18 protein-coding genes and 1 pseudogene are annotated in these 17,618 nt (G+C 62.4%); 11 read left to right on the top strand and 8 right to left on the bottom strand.

What is annotated here, in order from left to right:
• From HP546_RS31815 to HP546_RS12700, 4 genes are all read right to left on the bottom strand, one after another.
• A partial coding sequence (locus HP546_RS31815; protein WP_172225368.1) for an Ldh family oxidoreductase occupies nucleotides 1-162 on the bottom strand: 162 nt, incomplete at its 3' end.
• Between the two features lie 21 nt (nucleotides 163-183).
• Nucleotides 184-1,485: a C4-dicarboxylate transporter DctA gene (dctA, locus tag HP546_RS12710; protein ID WP_172225365.1), complete on the bottom strand. Its 1,302-nt coding sequence runs from the start codon at nucleotides 1,483-1,485 to the stop codon at nucleotides 184-186.
• Between the two features lie 267 nt (nucleotides 1,486-1,752).
• Nucleotides 1,753-2,922: a UxaA family hydrolase gene (locus HP546_RS12705; protein ID WP_172225362.1), complete on the bottom strand. Its 1,170-nt coding sequence runs from the start codon at nucleotides 2,920-2,922 to the stop codon at nucleotides 1,753-1,755.
• 2 nt (nucleotides 2,923-2,924) lie between these two features.
• Complete coding sequence (locus HP546_RS12700) at nucleotides 2,925-3,209, bottom strand: UxaA family hydrolase (protein WP_172225359.1); 285 nt, start codon at nucleotides 3,207-3,209, stop codon at nucleotides 2,925-2,927.
• A gap of 136 nt (nucleotides 3,210-3,345) precedes the next feature.
• Between HP546_RS12700 and HP546_RS12695 the strand changes: the two genes are divergently transcribed.
• The 3 genes and pseudogenes from HP546_RS12695 (at nucleotide 3,346) to HP546_RS12685 (ending at nucleotide 7,086) form a co-directional block, all read left to right on the top strand.
• Entirely contained in the window at nucleotides 3,346-4,086 is a 741-nt protein-coding gene (locus HP546_RS12695) for a GntR family transcriptional regulator (protein ID WP_218583479.1), read from the top strand.
• 130 nt (nucleotides 4,087-4,216) lie between these two features.
• Nucleotides 4,217-6,316 (top strand): TonB-dependent receptor family protein, encoded by a 2,100-nt coding sequence (locus tag HP546_RS12690; protein WP_372242429.1) that lies wholly within the window; start codon nucleotides 4,217-4,219, stop codon nucleotides 6,314-6,316.
• Between the two features lie 272 nt (nucleotides 6,317-6,588).
• Nucleotides 6,589-7,086 (top strand): annotated as a pseudogene (locus tag HP546_RS12685) (GNAT family N-acetyltransferase).
• A 51-nt stretch (nucleotides 7,087-7,137) separates the two neighbouring features.
• On the opposite strand, the gene HP546_RS12680 reads toward HP546_RS12685, so the two are convergent.
• Nucleotides 7,138-8,226: an asparaginase gene (locus HP546_RS12680; protein ID WP_172225350.1), complete on the bottom strand. Its 1,089-nt coding sequence runs from the start codon at nucleotides 8,224-8,226 to the stop codon at nucleotides 7,138-7,140.
• Between the two features lie 399 nt (nucleotides 8,227-8,625).
• Here HP546_RS12680 and HP546_RS12675 point away from each other — a divergent pair, with 399 nt between their 5' ends.
• From HP546_RS12675 to rbsD, 6 genes are read left to right on the top strand one after another with little or no spacing between them, the layout of a single operon-like run.
• Entirely contained in the window at nucleotides 8,626-9,585 is a 960-nt protein-coding gene (locus tag HP546_RS12675) for a sugar ABC transporter substrate-binding protein (RefSeq protein ID WP_172225347.1), read from the top strand.
• Nucleotides 9,586-9,605: 20 nt separating this feature from the next.
• Nucleotides 9,606-11,159, top strand: a complete 1,554-nt coding sequence (locus tag HP546_RS12670) for a sugar ABC transporter ATP-binding protein (RefSeq protein WP_172225344.1) — start codon at nucleotides 9,606-9,608, stop codon at nucleotides 11,157-11,159.
• Complete coding sequence (locus HP546_RS12665) at nucleotides 11,156-12,151, top strand: ABC transporter permease (protein ID WP_172225341.1); 996 nt, start codon at nucleotides 11,156-11,158, stop codon at nucleotides 12,149-12,151. Before HP546_RS12670 ends, HP546_RS12665 begins: the two co-directional genes overlap by 4 nt.
• A 4-nt stretch (nucleotides 12,152-12,155) precedes the next feature.
• Nucleotides 12,156-13,178, top strand: a complete 1,023-nt coding sequence (locus HP546_RS12660; protein ID WP_172225339.1) for a LacI family DNA-binding transcriptional regulator — start codon at nucleotides 12,156-12,158, stop codon at nucleotides 13,176-13,178.
• A 15-nt stretch (nucleotides 13,179-13,193) separates the two neighbouring features.
• Nucleotides 13,194-14,102, top strand: a complete 909-nt coding sequence (gene rbsK, locus HP546_RS12655) for a ribokinase (RefSeq protein ID WP_172225336.1) — start codon at nucleotides 13,194-13,196, stop codon at nucleotides 14,100-14,102.
• A complete protein-coding gene (rbsD, locus tag HP546_RS12650) occupies nucleotides 14,099-14,497 on the top strand; it encodes a D-ribose pyranase (RefSeq protein WP_172225333.1) in 399 nt (132 codons plus the stop codon). Before rbsK ends, rbsD begins: the two co-directional genes overlap by 4 nt.
• A gap of 117 nt (nucleotides 14,498-14,614) precedes the next feature.
• Here the strand turns inward: rbsD and HP546_RS12645 are convergent, their stop codons facing one another.
• Nucleotides 14,615-14,827 (bottom strand): hypothetical protein, encoded by a 213-nt coding sequence (locus HP546_RS12645; RefSeq protein ID WP_172225311.1) that lies wholly within the window; start codon nucleotides 14,825-14,827, stop codon nucleotides 14,615-14,617.
• 259 nt (nucleotides 14,828-15,086) lie between these two features.
• Here HP546_RS12645 and HP546_RS12640 point away from each other — a divergent pair, with 259 nt between their 5' ends.
• Entirely contained in the window at nucleotides 15,087-15,407 is a 321-nt protein-coding gene (locus HP546_RS12640; protein WP_172225308.1) for an I78 family peptidase inhibitor, read from the top strand.
• A gap of 200 nt (nucleotides 15,408-15,607) precedes the next feature.
• Here HP546_RS12640 and HP546_RS12635 read toward each other — a convergent pair whose 3' ends face one another.
• Together HP546_RS12635 and HP546_RS12630 are read right to left on the bottom strand one after the other, a co-directional pair.
• Nucleotides 15,608-15,820 (bottom strand): cold-shock protein, encoded by a 213-nt coding sequence (locus tag HP546_RS12635; protein WP_012273095.1) that lies wholly within the window; start codon nucleotides 15,818-15,820, stop codon nucleotides 15,608-15,610.
• Nucleotides 15,821-15,979: 159 nt separating this feature from the next.
• A complete protein-coding gene (locus tag HP546_RS12630; RefSeq protein WP_172225305.1) occupies nucleotides 15,980-16,282 on the bottom strand; it encodes a hypothetical protein in 303 nt (100 codons plus the stop codon).
• Nucleotides 16,283-16,620: 338 nt separating this feature from the next.
• Here HP546_RS12630 and HP546_RS12625 point away from each other — a divergent pair.
• Nucleotides 16,621-17,618 (top strand): threonine--tRNA ligase (locus HP546_RS12625; protein ID WP_172225302.1); only part of this gene is annotated, 998 nt, incomplete at its 3' end.

Raw genomic sequence — 17,618 nt, 5'->3', positions numbered from 1 at the left:
GTAGAACGGCAAGCGCGACAGGCCATGCGATGGCAGGCCTTCGCATTCGGCCTGCACCAGGGCATAGGCGCAGCTCTGCGCGCTGCTTTGCGGCATGCCGGCGCCGAGCAGGGCCTGCACCGCCAGATCACGGGCACGTCGAACGCTGATTTGCACAGTCATGAATTGGCTCCTTGCAGGGGGTCATGATTTTTTCTGCGAAAGGTTCAGGGGGGCTTGATCAAGCGTCGGCAAGCGGCCAGGGGCGGCCAGTTCAGCGCGGGCCTGGGCGAGGTCGAGCTTGCCTTCCCAGCGGGCAATCGCCAGGGTGCCGACCACATTGCCCATCATGTTGGTCAGGGCCCGTACTTCATTGAGAATGCGGTCAATGCCCAGAATCAGCGTAATCGCCGCTACCGGAATGATGTCGTGGCTGGCCAGCGTCGCTGTCAGCACTATCAGGGCCGCACCGGCCACCCCGGCACCGCCTTTGGAGGTGATCAGCAAGATCACCAGCAGGCTCAGTTGCTGGCCCCACGACAAATCGATGTTCAACGCCTGGGCCAGGAACAGCGAGGCCATGGTCAGGTAGATGGCGGCGCCGTCGAGGTTGAACGAGTAGCCCGTTGGCAGCACCAGGCCGACCACCGACTTGTCGCAACCCAGCCGTTCCAGTTTCTGCATCAGCCGGGGCAACACCGACTCGGTGGTAGAGGTGCCCAGCACGATCAGCAACTCCTCGCGAAAGTACTTGAGCAGCGACCAGATATTGACCCCGCAGGCAAAACTGATCGAGCCCAGGACAATCCCGATGAACAGCAGGCTGGTGACATACAGGCAGACAATCAGCAGGCCCATCTGCTGCAGTGCACCGATGCCGTACTTGCCGATGGTGAAGGCCATGGCGCCGAACGCGCCGATCGGAGCCAGCCACATGATCATGCCGACGATGCGCAGCAGGGTTTCGCCAAACTGTTCGATCACCCGCGCGGCCAGCCGGCTGCGCCTGGACATGCCGGACAACGCCACGCCGAACAGCACCGAGAACAACAATACCTGCAGCAGGTTGCCGCTGGCGAAGGCGCCGACCACCGAGTTGGGGATCAACTGGGTGAGCAGGCTGGAAGACTCCTGCGCGTGTACCTGGTCCAGGTACTGCGACATGGCGCCACCGTCGAGGCTGGCCGGGTCGATGTTCATGCCGGCACCGGGCTGCACCAGGTTGGCGATGATCATGCCCAGCAGCAGCGCCAGGGTGGTCACCACTTCGAAGTACATGAAGGTCTTGAAACCGACCTTGCCCAGCTCCTTCAGGCTTTCCATGCGCGCGATGCCGATGGCCACGGTGCAGAAGATCACCAGGGTGATGAGCATCTTGATCAGGCGGATGAAGGTATCACCCAGGGGCTTCATCTCGACCCCGAGCGAGGGCCAGCAGTAGCCGAGAAGAATACCGGCGATCAGGCCGATGACTACCTGGACATACAGGTTCTTGAGAATTTTCACGGTTGTTTCTCCATGAGCGTATACCCCACGCCAATCGCGCTGATCAGGGCAGGGAACAGGGTCTTTATTTTTGTAGGGCCCGGTGCAGGTCAGTACGGTCGTGGTGGTTGCGCGGGCTGGGGGAGAAACAGCGGAGGGGGAGGAGGAGTGGGGGCAGGGCGGAGCGGTTTCATGAAGGTCTCCATTTTATGGTTGTTGTGAGACGTACTTCTTGAACGCAGGCAAAAAACCAACGCCGTTGCCCGTGGCAGGCAACGGCGTGGCCGGTCAGGCGCTTTCGAACAACCGGGTCAGCACGAACTCGCGGTGCCCCAGCGCTTCGGCGGCGGTGAAGCGCCCGTTGGCAGTGCGCATCAGCATGTCGAGCAGGCGGTCGCCCGCATCGTCCATGTTTATCTCGCGCCGCAGCAGGCCGGATACATCGACATCGATATGCTCACCCATGGTACGGAAGGTGCGCGGGTTGGCGCAGATCTTGATCACCGGCAAGATAGGGTTGCCGATGACGTTGCCCTGCCCGGTGGGGAAGAAATGCGCCACATACCCGGACGCTGCGCACAAGGTCACCATCTCGGCGGCGGCAGACGACGAGTCCATGAACCACAAGCCCGGCCCGGTGGGTTCCTCGGCCTTGTCCAGCACACCGTCCACCCGGCATTTACGGCCGATCTTCTGGATATTGCCCAAGGCTTTTTCCTCGATGGTGGTCAGGCCCCCCTCGATGTTGCCCTTGGTCGGTTGCGACTCGGACAGGTCGCTGGTTTTCCAGCGGTCGATCATGGCGCTGTAGCGGTCGAACATGAACTGGAATTTCTCCCGCACCGCCGGGGTGCTGCAACGCTCGGCGACCAGGTGCTCGCCGCCAGTCAACTCTGATGTTTCGCCAAACACCAGGGTACAGCCCTGGGCGTACAGCTTGTCGAAAGCGTTGCCGACGGTGGGGTTGGCGCCACAGCCGGAAGTGGTGTCGGACTCGCCACACTTGGTCGACACCCACAACTCGCTGATGTCGCATGCCTCGCGGCGCAGCTCGGTGGCGTACTGCACGAACTCGCGGGCCTTGCGCGAGGCGGCGCAGATGGTGTTGTGGTCGCCGTTCTGCTCGATCCAGAAGCCTTCCACCGGTTTGCCGGTGGCGCGGATACCCTCGACGACGCGTCGGGTCCAGCCTGGCTCGATGCCGATCACTACCACTGCTGCGACGTTGGGGTTGCAGCCGGTGCCGATCAGGGTGCGGAAGTGCAACTCCAGGTCCTCGCCGAACTGCAGCCGACCATAAGGGTGCGGCAGCCCGAGGGTGCCCTTGATGTTGTTGGCCACCGCTTCGGCAGCGGCATTGGAGATGTCGTCCACCGGCAGGATGATCACGTGGTTGCGAATGCCCACACGGCCATTGTCGCGGCGGTAGCCCAGGAAAGTGCGCCCGTTGAGTTCCATGCTTACCACCTCTTGGTTTTGACGTTGTGGACGTGGAGGTGCTCGCCTTCACGGATGGGCTTGACGACCCGGCCGATATCGACCCCGTACTTGATCACGGTATCGCCTTCCTGCAGGTCACGAATGGCCAGTTTGTGGCCGATCGGGATGGCGTCACGCACCACGAATTCCAGGGTCTGGTCCTGGTCCATGACCCAACCTGTCAACTTCTGGCCCGCCTGCACGCCTTCGACTACGACGACGCCGACAGCGTCGTCGGCATCGTGGACGACAAAATCAATGCTCATTGTTGTTCTCCTGTGACGGTCATTCATATGCCGTAGGTCATGTATAGGACATAGGTTGTAGGATAGTCAAGGCGAGATGCTTTTTCCCTCGTTCGGGTTATACTCCAGCTCTACGAACTGCCGACGCCAGATGCCCATGAACGACGCCCTGCAAAATCCGCCCAAGGCCCCGACCTTTCAGCCGCTGTACATGCAGATCAAAGACTTGCTGATGGAGCGCATCCAGTCAGGGGAGTGGTCACCTGGCACGTTCATTCCCAGCGAGGCGGCATTGGCGACCACTTATCAGGTCAGCGTCGGCACGCTGCGCAAGGCGCTCAATGAGCTGGTGGCCGAGAATGTGGTGGTACGCCAGCAGGGCAAGGGAACGTCGGTTGCCACCCATGATGGTGACCATGCCTTGTTCCGTTTCTTCAATATCTGCCGCCCGGACGGCGAACGCTGCCTGCCGGTGTCGATCGTGCTGGGGCGCAAGGTACGCAAGGCCAGCGTGCAGGAAGCACAAGCGCTGGGCCTGCAGCCGGGGGCCAAGGTCATCCATATTTCGCGTATCCGCGAACTGGACGGCAAGCCAGCCATCTACGAAGACATCATCCTGTGTGCCGAGCGTTTCTTCGGCCTGGAGCGCCAGCCGGAAGTGCTGCCCAACACCCTCTACCGGCTATATCAGCAGCGCTTCGGGGCAACGGTGGCGCATGCCGATGAGCGTATTTTCGCTATCTGTGCCGATGCCGATCAGGCCCAGTTGTTGGGTCTGGAGCCAGGCGCGCCGCTGCTGCAGATCGTGCGCATTGCGCTGGATTACCAGGGCAGGGCAATCGAGAAGCGGCTGTCGGTGGTCAGCACCCAAGGCCACTGTTACATCAACAGGATCTAGGCCTGCGTTACCAAGACCCTTTGAATTCATCTATCTGCTTTCGTATACCGTGCCAGCCGCACGGTGGCGTTGCCCCGGGCGTGACCTGCAAAGGGTCGGCCTGGGTTTCAGGAAGTTTTGCATGTATCAAATCCCTTCTCGTTTACCCGCACGCACGGGCCTTGCCCTGTTTCTGGCAGGGGGCATGAATGCCGCTGGCCATGCCGCCCCCCGGGCCCCCGATGTGGTGGTCATGGACCCCATGGTGGTCACCGGTGCCTATGCGCCCACCAGCAGCTTCGACTTGCCGTTTTCGGTCGATACCGTTGACCTGTCCAACGGCACCGACGGCCAGCTTGGCGTCAACCTGTCGGAAGTTCTGACGAAGGTGCCGGGGCTGGTGGTGCAGAACCGCCAGAACTACGCCCAGGACCTGCAGATTTCCTCGCGCGGCTACGGTGCCCGTTCAGCGTTCGGTGTACGCGGCATCAAGCTGCTGAGCGACGGTATACCCGCCAGCACCCCCGATGGCCAGGGGCAGGCGGCCACGCTCAACCTGGACGTGGCCGAGCGCATCGAGGTGCTGCGCGGCCCTGCCGCGACGCTGTACGGCAGCAATGCCGGTGGGGTGATCCAGATGTTCACCCGTGACGGCCAGGGGCCGGCCCGGGTCGGCGCCGAAACCACCTTCGGCAGCGATGGCTTCAACAAGAACCACCTGTCTGCCGAAGGCGGTACCGACACCGCCGGTTTCGTCCTGGATGCATCGCGCATGGACACCGATGGCTACCGCGACCACAGTGCCGCGCGTCGCGATCAGACCTTCGCCAAGGTCAATTTCAAGCCCGACGATGACTCGCGCCTGGCGCTGATCTACAGCAGCCTGGAGCAGAACAACACGCAGGACCCGCTGGGGCAGACCTGGGACGCCTACAAACACGACCCGCGTTCAAGCGCCCCAGTGGCGGATACCTACAACACCCGCAAGAGCATCGATCATCAGCAGCTTGGCATGAACTACGAGCGCTATTTCGGCGATGCCACGCTGCAGCTCAACCTGTATGCGGGGCAGCGCAGTGTGGTGCAGTACCTGTCCATTCCCAGGACAGTTGCCTCCAACAGCCAGCGCGGTGGCGGGGTGGTGGATTTTGATCGGCAGTTTCACGGTGGCACCCTGCGCTGGATCCAGCCGGTTGCCGCTGTGCCGGGCAACCTCACCTTTACCGTCGGCGCCGATTACGACCAGAGCAAGGACGACCGCCGCGGCTACCAGAACTTCAGCGGCGATCAGCTAGGCGTGAAGGGCGAACTGCGCCGTGACGAGCAGGACACAGCCACCAGCCTGGACCCGTACCTTCAGGCCCACTGGGTAATCGGCAACTGGACCAGCGAGCTGGGGCTGCGCTACAGCACGATGGAAATGCGGGTAGATGACCATTACCTGGCCAACGGTGATTCCAGCGGCTCGAAAAAGTACCAGCAGGCCACGCCTTCGCTGTCGGTGATGTACGCGTTCACGCCTGACCTGCGTGGCTACGTGAGTGTTGGCAAAGGCTTCGAAACCCCCACGCAGGCCGAGATGGCCTATGCCCCGGGTACCGCCGAAAGCTTCAACTTCGGCCTCGAACCCGCCACCAGCATGCAGTATGAAATGGGCGTGAAGTACCGGCTTGGCGAACGCACGCGGCTGAATGCGGCGGTGTATGAGATTCGGACCGATGACGAAATCGTCGTCGACAGTTCAAAAGACGGCCGCACCAGCTATCGCAATGCCGGGCGTACTGTGCGGCGCGGTTTTGAGGCGAGCCTGCAGAGTGACCTGAGCGAGCAGTGGCAGACCACCCTGGTCTACACCCGCACCGATGCGCGCTACGCCGAGGATGTCAGTCAGACCATCGAAAGCGGTAACCGGTTGCCCGGTGTGCCGCTCGACAACCTGTATGGCGAGCTGCTGTGGAAGCCCGTCGCGTCCATCAGCATGGGTGTTGAAGGCCAGTACCGCAGTAAGGTCTACGTGGATGACAGCAACAGCGCCAAGGCGGCGCCGGCGTATGCCGTGTTCAACTGGCGCACGCGGTTCGAGCAGCATGTCGGGGCGTGGACGTTCCACCAGCTGGTGCGGCTGGACAACCTGTTTGACCGGCAGTACGTGGGGTCGGTGATTGTCGGCGACGGCAATGGGCGGTACTACGAGGCAGCGCCTGGGCGCTCCTGGTATGCGGGGGCGGGGTTGGAGTATCGGTTCCGGTAACGGTGTTGCTGACAGGTTTTGGGGCGGGCCCGGAATACTCCCCACCGGGCCGATCCAAGCGCAGTTTGACGAACAGAAGCTGCAGCAGTTGATGGGGTTGTTGAATGACCTGAAGCGTATCGAACCTTGATTCCCCAGGCCGCTCCTGCTTCGACTGCATGGGTGTCAAGCCATCTGCAGTATCGGTGGGAGCCTGGCTTGCCAGCGGTCACCGGCGCAGCCGGTGCCATGCACTGCGATAATACAATCAAACTGATTCTGGAGCCTGTCCCATGAGCAACACGCAATTCCGTCAGCCTGTCGTGGCAGACGCCGAGCGCTGCTACGCCATCGAGATTGGCGCCTACGAGGGTGACGAAGCCGCCACCCTGGAAAAGATCCGCACCCGTATCAGCCAGTACCCGCAAGGCTTCCTGCTGCTCGAAGACTCGCAAGGCATCGTCGGCTTCATCAACAGCGGCTGCGCCCACCAGGTAGTGATGTCCGACGAAGCGTTCAAGGAACTGGTCGGCCACGACCCGCAGGCACCCAACGTGGTGATCATGTCGGTAGTGGTCGACCCGGCAGAACAGGGCAAAGGCTAAGCCAGGTTGCTGATGAATGAATTCATCCAGCGCATGAAGGCGCAGGGCAAGCAGACCATTCACCTGATGTGCAAGGAACAGCACGTCGAGTTGTACCGCAAGATGGGCTATCAGTACGTACAGCCTTCGCCCTCTGACCACGGCGGCATGGCCTGGCATGAAATGGTCATGAACCTGCAGGGGTGAGACCCAGGGAAGCGGGGCACGAGGGTGCCCCGGCTTCCTTGGGTTAAGCGATCAATACTCCCAGAAGATCCGCTGCAGCTCTTTGCTGTCCTGGGTCTTGGTCATCGCCACCATCGCCAGAATCCGCGCCTTCTGCGGGTTCAGGTCATGGGCCACGACCCAGTCGTTCTTGTCATCGGGCTGCTCGGCGTTGCGCAGCACGAAGCCACCCTGGTTGACGTGGGACGAACGGATGATCTGCACGCCATTCTTGCGCAGCTCCTGCAGCGCCGGCACCACCCGCGACGACACCGAACCGTTGCCGGTACCAGCATGGATCAGCGCCTTGGCACCGCCCTGTGCCAGCGCCTTGTAGGCGGTGTCGGTGACGTTGCCATAGCCGTAGGCGATGTCCACCTGCGGCAGGCTGCTGATCTGCTTGATGTCGAACTCGGAGTTGACCGTGTGGCGCTTGGCCGGCAGGCGGAACCAGTAGGACTTGCCTTCCACTACCATGCCCATCGGGCCCCAGGCGCTCTTGAAGGCTTCGGTCTTGATGTTGACCGATTTGCTGACATCACGACCCGACTGGATCTCGTCGTTCATGGTCACCAGCACGCCCTTGCCACGCGACTGCTTGTCGCCGGCCACGGCCACGGCGTTGTACAGGTTGAGCATGCCGTCTGCGGACATGGCGGTGCCCGGGCGCATCGAACCGACGACCACGATCGGCTTGTCGGTCTTTTCAACCAGGTTGAGGAAGAACGCGGTCTCTTCCAGGGTGTCGGTGCCGTGGGTGATGACGATACCGTCGACGTCGTTGCTGTCGGCCAGTTCGGCAACGCGCTTGCCCAGTTTCAGCAAGTCTTCGTTGGTGATGCTTTCGGAGGCGATCTGCATCACCTGCTCGCCGCGGACGTTGGCGATATCGGCCAGTTCCGGCACGCCGGCGATCAGCTTGTCGACGCCCAGCTTGGCGGCCTGGTAGGTGGCGCTGTTGGCGGCGCTGGCGCCAGCACCGGCAATGGTGCCGCCAGTGGCGAGGATGACCACGTTGGCCAGCTTCTGCTGGGTTTCGGCTTCTTTGGCCGAGGCGGTGGCGGGCAGGATCAGCAGCAGGGCGAGTGCGCTGGGGGCGAAGGTTTTCAGTGCGGCATTCATCGTTATTGTTCTCTCTTCCTAATGAGACGTTTGTTGTGTCGCCCCGTGTTTCAGGCACTTTTCATACCACACCGGAGCGTGCTGTCTGTAGGAGCGGCCTTGTGCCGCGATGGGCTGCGTAGCAGCCCCGGCTTTCTTCGCTGAATCATCCATCCTGGGGCTGCTGCGCAGCCCATCGCGACACAAGGCCGCGCCTGCAAAGGCAAGCATTCCATTCGAGATTCCGAACAAGCATAGGAAAAGGTGTTCGGTTTTTCGGAAAAAATCTGGATAATCGGGCCAGCAGTGTTTTGGCCAACGATAGCCAAGCGGCATTGACAAACCCCGGTCCTGTTACCATAGTTAGTCAACGCAAACGTTTGCGATCCGATAAAAAAACAAGATTCGGAGTCATCGTCCATGAAACTGCCGTTCCCCGGTCGTCTGCTGGCCCTCGCTGTCGTTTCCTCGCTGTCCCTCACCCTGCCGTTTTCCGCCGCCCACGCCGAAGACCCGCCCAAGGTCGCCCTGGTCATGAAGTCGCTGGCCAACGAATTCTTCCGCACCATGGAAGACGGCGCCAAGGACTACCAGAAAGCCCACCCCGACCAATTCGAGCTGGTCGCCAACGGCATCAAGAACGAAACCGACACCGGCGAACAGATCCGCATCGTCGAGCAGATGGTCAATGCCGGCGCCAAGGCCCTGGTTATTGCCCCTGCTGATTCGAAGGCGCTGGTATCGGCGGTCAAGAAGGCAATGGACAAGGGCGTGGTGGTGATCAACATCGACAACCGCCTGGACCCTGAGCTGCTCAAGAGCAAAGGCATCAGCGTGCCCTTTGTGGGCCCCGACAACCGCAAGGGCGCACGCATGGTCGGCGATTACCTGGCCAGCCAGAAGCTCAAGGCCGGCGACCATGTGGGCATCATCGAAGGCGTGCCGACCACCACCAACGCCCAGCAGCGCACCGCCGGCTTCAAGGACGCCATGGATGCCGCGCAGATGCAGATCGTTTCGGTGCAGAGCGGCAACTGGGAAATCGACAAAGGCAACGCGGTTGCCGCGTCCATGCTCAACGAGTACCCCGACCTGAAAGCCCTGCTGGCCGGCAACGACAGCATGGCCCTGGGCGCCGTATCGGCCGTGCGCGCCGCCGGCAAGACCGGGCAGGTGCAAGTGGTGGGCTACGACAACATCAACGCCATCAAGCCGATGCTTGCCGATGGCCGCGTGCTCGCCACCCTCGACCAGGCTGCCAGTCAGCAGGCCGTTTACGGTATTCAGGCCGCGCTGAAAATGGTCAAGGGCGAGAAGCCCGATGTGGATGCCGACAATGTCATCCAGACCCCGGTCGAACTCATCACCAAGAAGCCCTGACGCTGCCAGGAGAAACGGCCATGCCGGCATCGGCCAATGAAGTGGTGCTCGCCGCCAGCGGCCTGGGCAAGACCTACGCCCAGCCCGTGCTGGCCGAGGTCAGCCTGAACCTGCGTGCCGGCGAAGTGCTGGCCCTGACCGGCGAAAACGGCGCCGGCAAGAGCACCCTGTCCAAGCTGATCAGTGGTCTGGAAACCCCCACCACCGGCCACATGCGCTACCGCGGCCAGGCCTATGCGCCCGGCAGCCGCAGCGAGGCCGAGCGCATGGGTATACGCATGGTCATGCAGGAGCTGAACCTGCTGCCGACCCTGACCGTGGCCGAGAACCTGTTTCTCGACAACCTGCCCAGCCGTTTTGGCTGGATCAGTCACAAGCGCCTGCGCCAGCTGGCCACCGCTGCCATGGCCCAGGTCGGCCTCGACGCCATCGACCCGGACACCCCGGTCGGCGAGCTGGGCATCGGCCATCAGCAGATGGTCGAAATCGCCCGCAACCTGATCGGCGACTGCCATGTGCTGATTTTCGACGAGCCCACCGCCATGCTCACCGCGCGCGAGGTGGAGCTGCTGTTCACCCAGATCGAACGGCTGCGCCAGCGCGGGGTGGCCATCGTCTATATTTCGCACCGGCTCGAAGAGCTGCAGCGCGTGGCCCAGCGCATCGTCGTGCTGCGCGACGGCAAGCTGGTGTGCGACGAGCCGATCCAGCGCTACAGCAGCGCCGAGCTGGTCAACCTGATGGTCGGCCGCGAACTGGGCGAGCATATCGACCTGGGCCGCCGGCAGATCGGCGCGCCGCTGCTGAAGGTCGACAAGCTCAGCCGCGCTGACAAGGTGCGCGAAGTGTCATTCGAGGTCAGGGCAGGGGAGATCTTCGGCATCTCCGGCCTGATCGGCGCCGGCCGTACCGAGCTGCTGCGGCTGATCTACGGCGCTGACCGTGCCGACAGCGGCAGCATCGCGCTGGGCCAGCCACTGCAGGCCGTAAAGATCGATTCGCCCAGGGCGGCGGTGCGGGCCGGTATTGCCTTGATTACCGAAGACCGCAAAGGCGAAGGCCTGCTGTTGACCCAGTCGATCAGCGCCAATATTGCTTTGGGTAACCTCGGCGCGGTCTCGCGCGCCGGTGTGCTCGATGGCGAGGCCGAGCGGGCCCTGGCCGAGCGCCAGATCCAGGCCATGCGCATCCGCAGTGCCGGCCCCCACCAGGTGGTGGGCGAATTGTCTGGCGGCAACCAGCAGAAGGTGGTAATCGGCCGCTGGCTGGAGCGCGACTGCCAGGTATTGCTGTTCGACGAGCCCACCCGTGGCATAGACGTCGGAGCCAAGTTCGACATCTATGGCCTGCTGGCTGAATTGGTGCGCCAGGGTAAGGCGCTGGTAGTGGTGTCCAGCGACTTGCGCGAGCTGATGCTGATCTGCGACCGCATCGCCGTGCTGTCCGCCGGCCGCCTGATCGACACCTTCGACCGTGACCACTGGAGCCAGGACCAGCTGCTGGCGGCCGCCTTCGCCGGTTATCAGAAACGTGACGCGCTGCTGCATGATGCAGCCCCCAGGATGGACGCATGAAAACCACCCCGCTTGACAGCCAAGGCGCTACCCCCGTGCGCCGCAGTGGCAGCTACCATGGCCTGGGCACCTACCTGGGCCTGGCCGGCGCCTTGTTGGCGATGATCGTGCTGTTCTCGTTGCTCAGCAGCCATTTCTGGTCCTACAACACCTTCAGCACCCTGGCCAACCAGATCCCCGACCTGATGGTGTTGGCGGTAGGCATGACCTTTGTGCTGATCATTGGCGGCATCGACCTGTCGGTGGGTTCGGTGCTTGCGCTGGCGGCCTCGGCGGTAAGCGTGGCGATTCTGGGCTGGGGCTGGGGCGTGCTGCCTTCGGCGCTGCTGGGCATGGCCGTGGCCGCGCTGGCGGGCAGCATTACCGGCGCCGTCACCGTGGCCTGGCGCATTCCGTCGTTCATCGTTTCGCTCGGCGTGCTGGAAATGGCCCGTGGCCTGGCCTACCAGTTCACCGACTCGCGCACTGCCTATATCGGCGATGCCTATGCCTGGTTCTCCGACCCGGTCGCGTTCGGTATTTCCCCTGCGTTCATCATCGCCTTGCTGGTGATCGTGCTGGCCCATCTGGTGCTGACCCGCACCGTGTTCGGCCGCTACCTGATCGGTATCGGCACCAACGAAGAGGCTGTGCGCCTGGCTGGCATCGACCCGCGCCCGTACAAAGTGCTGGTGTTTGCCCTGATGGGCTTGCTCGCCGGCCTGGCCGCGCTGTTCCAGATATCGCGGCTGGAAGCGGCAGACCCCAATGCCGGCGCCGGCCTGGAGCTGCAGGTGATCGCCGCCGTGGTGATTGGCGGCACCAGCCTGATGGGCGGGCGCGGCTCGGTCATCAGCACCTTTTTTGGCGTGCTGATCATTTCTGTACTGGCCGCCGGGCTGGCGCAGATCGGCGCCAGCGAACCCACCAAACGCATCATCACCGGGGCGGTGATCGTCATCGCCGTGGTGCTGGACACTTACCGCAGCCGGCGTGCAGCCCGGCGGAACTGAAACCATGGCAACCATCAAAGATGTCGCGGCACTGGCGGGTATTTCCTACACCACCGTGTCCCATGTACTGAACAAGACCCGGCCTGTCAGCGAGCAGGTACGGTTGAAGGTAGAAGCCGCCATCGTCGAGCTCGACTACGTGCCCAGTGCCGTGGCGCGCTCGCTGAAGGCGCGCAGCACGGCCACCATCGGCTTGCTGGTGCCCAACAGCGTCAACCCGTATTTCGCCGAGCTGGCGCGGGGCATCGAAGACGTCTGCGAACGCAACGGCTACTGCGTGATCTTGTGCAATTCCGACGACAACCCGCAAAAGCAGCGCAGCTACCTGCGCGTGCTGCTGGAAAAGCGCATCGACGGCCTGGTGGTGGCCTCGGTGGGCCAGGACAGCGACCTGCTGCAAAGCCTGGCCTGCGTGCGCACGCCTATGGTGATCGTCGACCGTGAACTGGAAGGCGTCGATGCCGACCTGGTGCGCATCGACCACGAGCAGGGCGCCTACCTGGCCACCCGGCACCTGCTGGAGCTTGGCCATCGCGACATCGCCTACATCGGCGGCCCCGCCGAAACCGGCGTCACCCAGCTGCGCCTCGGCGGTTTTCGCCGGGCCATGGCCGAAGCCGGGGTGCAAGTACAGGGCAGCCGCGTGCTGCACTGCGACTTCACCAGCCCCGGTGGCCATGCAGCGGCAGCCCGGGTGCTGGAGGGCGAGCGGCCCACCGCGATTTTTGCCGGCAACGACATGATCGGCTTTGGCGTGCTGCGTGCGGCGGCCGAACGCAATATCAACGTACCTGGCGAGTTGTCGGTGATCGGTTTCGACGACATCGAACTGAGCCGTTACGTGTACCCACCGCTGACCACGGTGGGCCAGTCGATTCGCGAGCTTGGCGAAAACGCCGCGTCGCTGTTGCTGGCGCGCATCGGTACGCCCCGCCAAGGCGCGGCAGAGCAACGCATCGTTGCCCCGCGCATTGTCTTGCGCGAGTCCACCGGGCCGCGCCCGGACCTGTTCAACGATTACCGCTAACGCTAAGGAAATGTCATGAATGCCAAGGTCGTGGTGGTCGGTAGCCTCAACATGGACCTGGTGGCCCGCGCGCAGCGCCTGCCGCGGGCCGGCGAAACGCTGCCTGGCGACAGTTTTTTCACCGTGCCGGGCGGCAAAGGTGCCAACCAGGCGGTGGCAGTGGCGCGGCTGGGTGGGAGCGTGGCGATGATCGGCAACGTGGGTGACGATGATTATGGCCGGCAACTGCACCGGGCCTTGTATGTCGAGGGTATCGACTGCCAGGGCGTCAGCACCTGCCCCGGGGTGTCCAGTGGGATAGCGCTGATTACCGTGGATGCCGCCAGTCAGAACTGCATCGTCATCATCCCCGGCGGCAATGGCCTGCTGACGCCACAATCGGTAAAGGCGTTTGATGCGTTGCTGCAGGCGGCCGAGGTGATCATCTGCCAGCTGGAGGTGCCCATGGATACCGTGGCCTGGACCCTGGCCAGGGGGCGTGAGCTGGGCAAGCAGGTGATCCTCAACCCCGCGCCCGCCACGGGCCCGTTGCCCGCGGACTGGTTCGCGCACATCGACTACCTCACCCCCAACGAGAGCGAGGCCGAGGCCCTGACCGGTATTGCGGTCACCGACCAGGGCAGTGCCCGGCGGGCCGGCGAGCGCTTGCTGCAACTGGGGGCGGGCAAGGTCATCATCACCTTGGGCGCGCAAGGGGCGTTGCGGGTGAGCGCCCAAGGCCATCAGCACTATCCGGCGCCGGTGGTGCAACCGCTGGACACCACTGCTGCCGGCGATACCTTCATCGGCGGCTTTGCCGCTGGCCTGGTGCGCGGGCTGGGGGAGGGCGAGGCCATCGCCTTCGGCCAGCGCGCAGCGGCCCTGTCGGTCACCCGCGCCGGGGCCCAGCCGTCCATTCCTTATCTGGCGGAGCTAGCGCCATGAAGAAAACCCCGCTGCTGAACGTTGCCCTGTCGCGGACCATTGCCGGCATGGGGCATGGCGATATTCTGGTGATCGGTGATGCTGGGTTGCCAGTGCCGCCGGGGGTCGAGCTGATCGACCTGGCCATCACCCCGGGGCTGCCGGATTTCGCCAGCGTGTTGCGGGTGGTGCTGAGCGAATTGCAGGTCGAGCGGCATGTGCTGGCGGAGGAGATGCAGAAAGTGGTGCCGCCGGCGCTGGTCGAGATCGAGCGCTTGAAGGGCAAGCTGGGCAAGCGGGAATGGCTGAGCCATGAAGAATTCAAGGTGCTGTCGCGCAGTGCCCGGGCGGTGGTGCGTACTGGGGAGTGTCAGCCCTATAGCAATATTGCGCTTGTTTCTGGTGTGACCTTTTGAAGGTGGGTGTTGGCCGTCGATCGCTGGCAAGGCAGTCCGTCAGGGATTGCATCAGGGCTGACAGGTGGTTACCGGAAAATATGCGGCGCCTGTCAGTCCCGATGCAGCCCAACCCGCTCAACGCCCGTTTGGCGCGATCGGAACAGCGGCATGCGAAGCAAACCGCTCGAACACCTGGTCGATAAAGCTGCGTGCCGCCTCGCTGCCGCGATCGCGCACCAGCAGGTCGACGGCAATCAATAGCAATTCCTCGGGGGTACTGGGGCTATAGGCGCTCTGGCCCTCGGCCCACCTGACCTTGATATCGGCATCGATGCTGTGGCTGCTCATGAAAGGCTCTCGCTTGCGGCCCGGGACGAAAGGGCGAACACCGGATCCTGATGTTCGCAGGAGGCATTGTGCCTTCACTTCCTAAAGTAAATCATGACTTTGCAGGGCAAACCAAGCGCCTCGTCAGTTAAGCGGTAAAATTCGGTCACGATTACCTTTCGCCTGACACGCCGGGTTGAGGCAGACTTGTCCGGTTTTGCAACCAACGCTTGGCGGAACTGTCGTATCAGGCAGTTCCCACACCGATTTAGGAGGATTCATGTTCCGTACCCGTGCTTTGTTGGCAACCCTGGCTGTGGCAGCTGTCCTGGCTGGTTGCAGCACTGGTGGCAGCGCTGGGGGTGGCAAGGCGCCAGAAACCCCAGCCGGCAACGATGGCCGCTGCGAAGCCAGCGGCGCCGATTTCGCCATCGGCAAGCAGGGCAGCGCCGAGCTGCTGGAGCAGGCACGCAAGGCCAGTGGTTCGCAGATGGCGCGCATTCTCAAGCCCCACGATGTGGTTACCCTGGAATATCGCTCCGAGCGTCTGAACCTGAATGTAAACGAGCAGGGCACCGTGACCCGTGTCAACTGCGGTTAAACTGGCAGCCTGGCTCCGCCCTCTGTATCAGTAGGAGCAGCCTCGAGCTGCGAAGAGGCCGGCACTGACCGACCATTATGTGCCGGCCATGTGGGCCACTTCGCAGCACAAGGCTGCTCCTACCAGCTCGGCGCCGGCTTCAGGGGCGGTGGCCCATAAAAAAACCCGCCACATGGGCGGGTTTTTTCACAGCTTCCGAATTACTCCGGACGAACCTGTGCAGCCTGCATGCCCTTCTGGCCGCGCTCGGCGACGAAGGAAACAGTCTGGCCTTCTTTCAGGCTCTTGAAGCCGTCGGATTCGATGGCCTTGAAGTGAACGAACAGGTCGTCGCCGCCGCCTTGTGGGGTGATGAAGCCGAAGCCTTTCTCATCATTGAACCATTTGACGGTGCCGGTTTGGCGATTGGACATGGGATGAATCTCCAGACATTAAATTTTCAGTAGTGCAATGCGGCGAAAGCTACGGAGCACGGACAACATCATAGTCTAATTCTGCGCGTGTAGCGCCTTTTACATTCATCAGAAGCTGATTCAGCTCAAATAAATGCTCGCCAACCCCGCTTTAAGGCTTCAGCTATGGGGTGTGCAGGCCTTTTTTACAACGCTTTGAGCCTTGGCCATAAGCTTGGCGTCTACCCCGTCACTGCTATCGAGGTCTGCAATCTCTGCATCGGTGAAGTTTTTCTTGATGGCCTGCGCGCCGCACGAGCAGTGCTTGGTCGCCATTTCGGTGCTCACGCCCTGGTTTGTCGCTACCTCCCGGCACTGGGTCATGTAGCCCTGCTCCTTACCTGGCGGGAAATCGCCTGCGTGAGCCGCCAGCGGCAGCAGGGCGCTCATGGCACATACGGCCAGAAGGGACGGAAATCTCATAACCGGTTACTCCTTGGGTCAAGGTCTCATCAAGAGTAGGTTGCTTCCCAAAGTCTGAGCGGTATTTTTCCGCGTTAGTTCACCGCTTCGGCGCAATTTCCAAATATTTCTGCTTGGGGTGCAACCCGCGTGCTAGCATGCTCGGCTTGTGGTCGCACTGTGCCGGCCGCAGCTATCTTTTTTCTTTCCAGTCACTCTGGTTCGCTCCTGACAAGCCGAAAGGCTTCTGCCACTGTGAGGCAGGCTTCCTTGATGAAGGAAGGCAGGCCGGATCTTGTACTGGCTCATCCCAACCCACGTGACCTTTGGTAGGGGTCACCACTAGGAGAGGAGGCGCCATGCCCGTAATTACTCTTCCCGATGGCAGTCAACGTTCGTTCGATCACGCCGTATCCGTAGCCGACGTTGCCGCTTCGATCGGTGCCGGCCTGGCCAAGGCCACCGTCGCCGGCAAGGTCGACGGCAAACTGGTCGACGCCTGCGACCTGATCAACCACGACGCCACCCTGCAGATCATCACCCCTAAAGATGAAGAGGGACTGGAGATCATCCGTCACTCGTGCGCCCACCTGGTCGGCCACGCGGTGAAGCAGCTTTACCCGACCGCCAAAATGGTGATCGGCCCGGTCATCGACGAAGGCTTCTACTACGACATCGCCTACGAGCGGCCCTTCACCCCGGAAGACATGGCCGCCATCGAAAAGCGCATGATGCAGCTGATCGAAAAAGACTACGACGTGATCAAGAAGGTCACGCCGCGTGCCGAAGTCATCGACGTGTTCACCACCCGTGGCGAAGACTACAAGCTGCGCCTGGTCGAAGACATGCCGGATGAACAGGCCATGGGCCTGTACTACCACGAAGAATACGTCGACATGTGCCGCGGCCCGCACGTGCCCAACACCCGCTTCCTCAAGGCATTCAAGCTGACCAAGCTGTCCGGCGCCTACTGGCGCGGCGATGCCAAGAACGAGCAGCTGCAACGCGTGTACGGCACTGCCTGGGCTGACAAGAAGCAGCTGGCAGCCTACATCCAGCGCATCGAAGAAGCCGAAAAACGCGACCACCGCAAGATCGGCAAGCAGCTCGACCTGTTCCACCTGCAGGAAGAAGCCCCGGGCATGGTGTTCTGGCACGCCAATGGCTGGACGGTGTACCAGGTGCTTGAGCAGTACATGCGCCAGGTTCAGCGCGCCAACGGCTACCTGGAAATCAAGACCCCGCAGGTTGTCGACCGCATTCTCTGGGAGCGTTCCGGCCACTGGTCCAACTATGCCGAGAACATGTTCACCACTTCGTCGGAAAGCCGTGACTACGCGGTAAAACCGATGAACTG

Source organism: Pseudomonas sp. CM25 (genome assembly GCF_013179705.1).
Lineage (GTDB): Bacteria > Pseudomonadota > Gammaproteobacteria > Pseudomonadales > Pseudomonadaceae > Aquipseudomonas.
The sequence above is the reverse complement of the archived record's forward strand: the minus strand, read 5'-3'. Positions and strand labels throughout refer to the sequence as shown.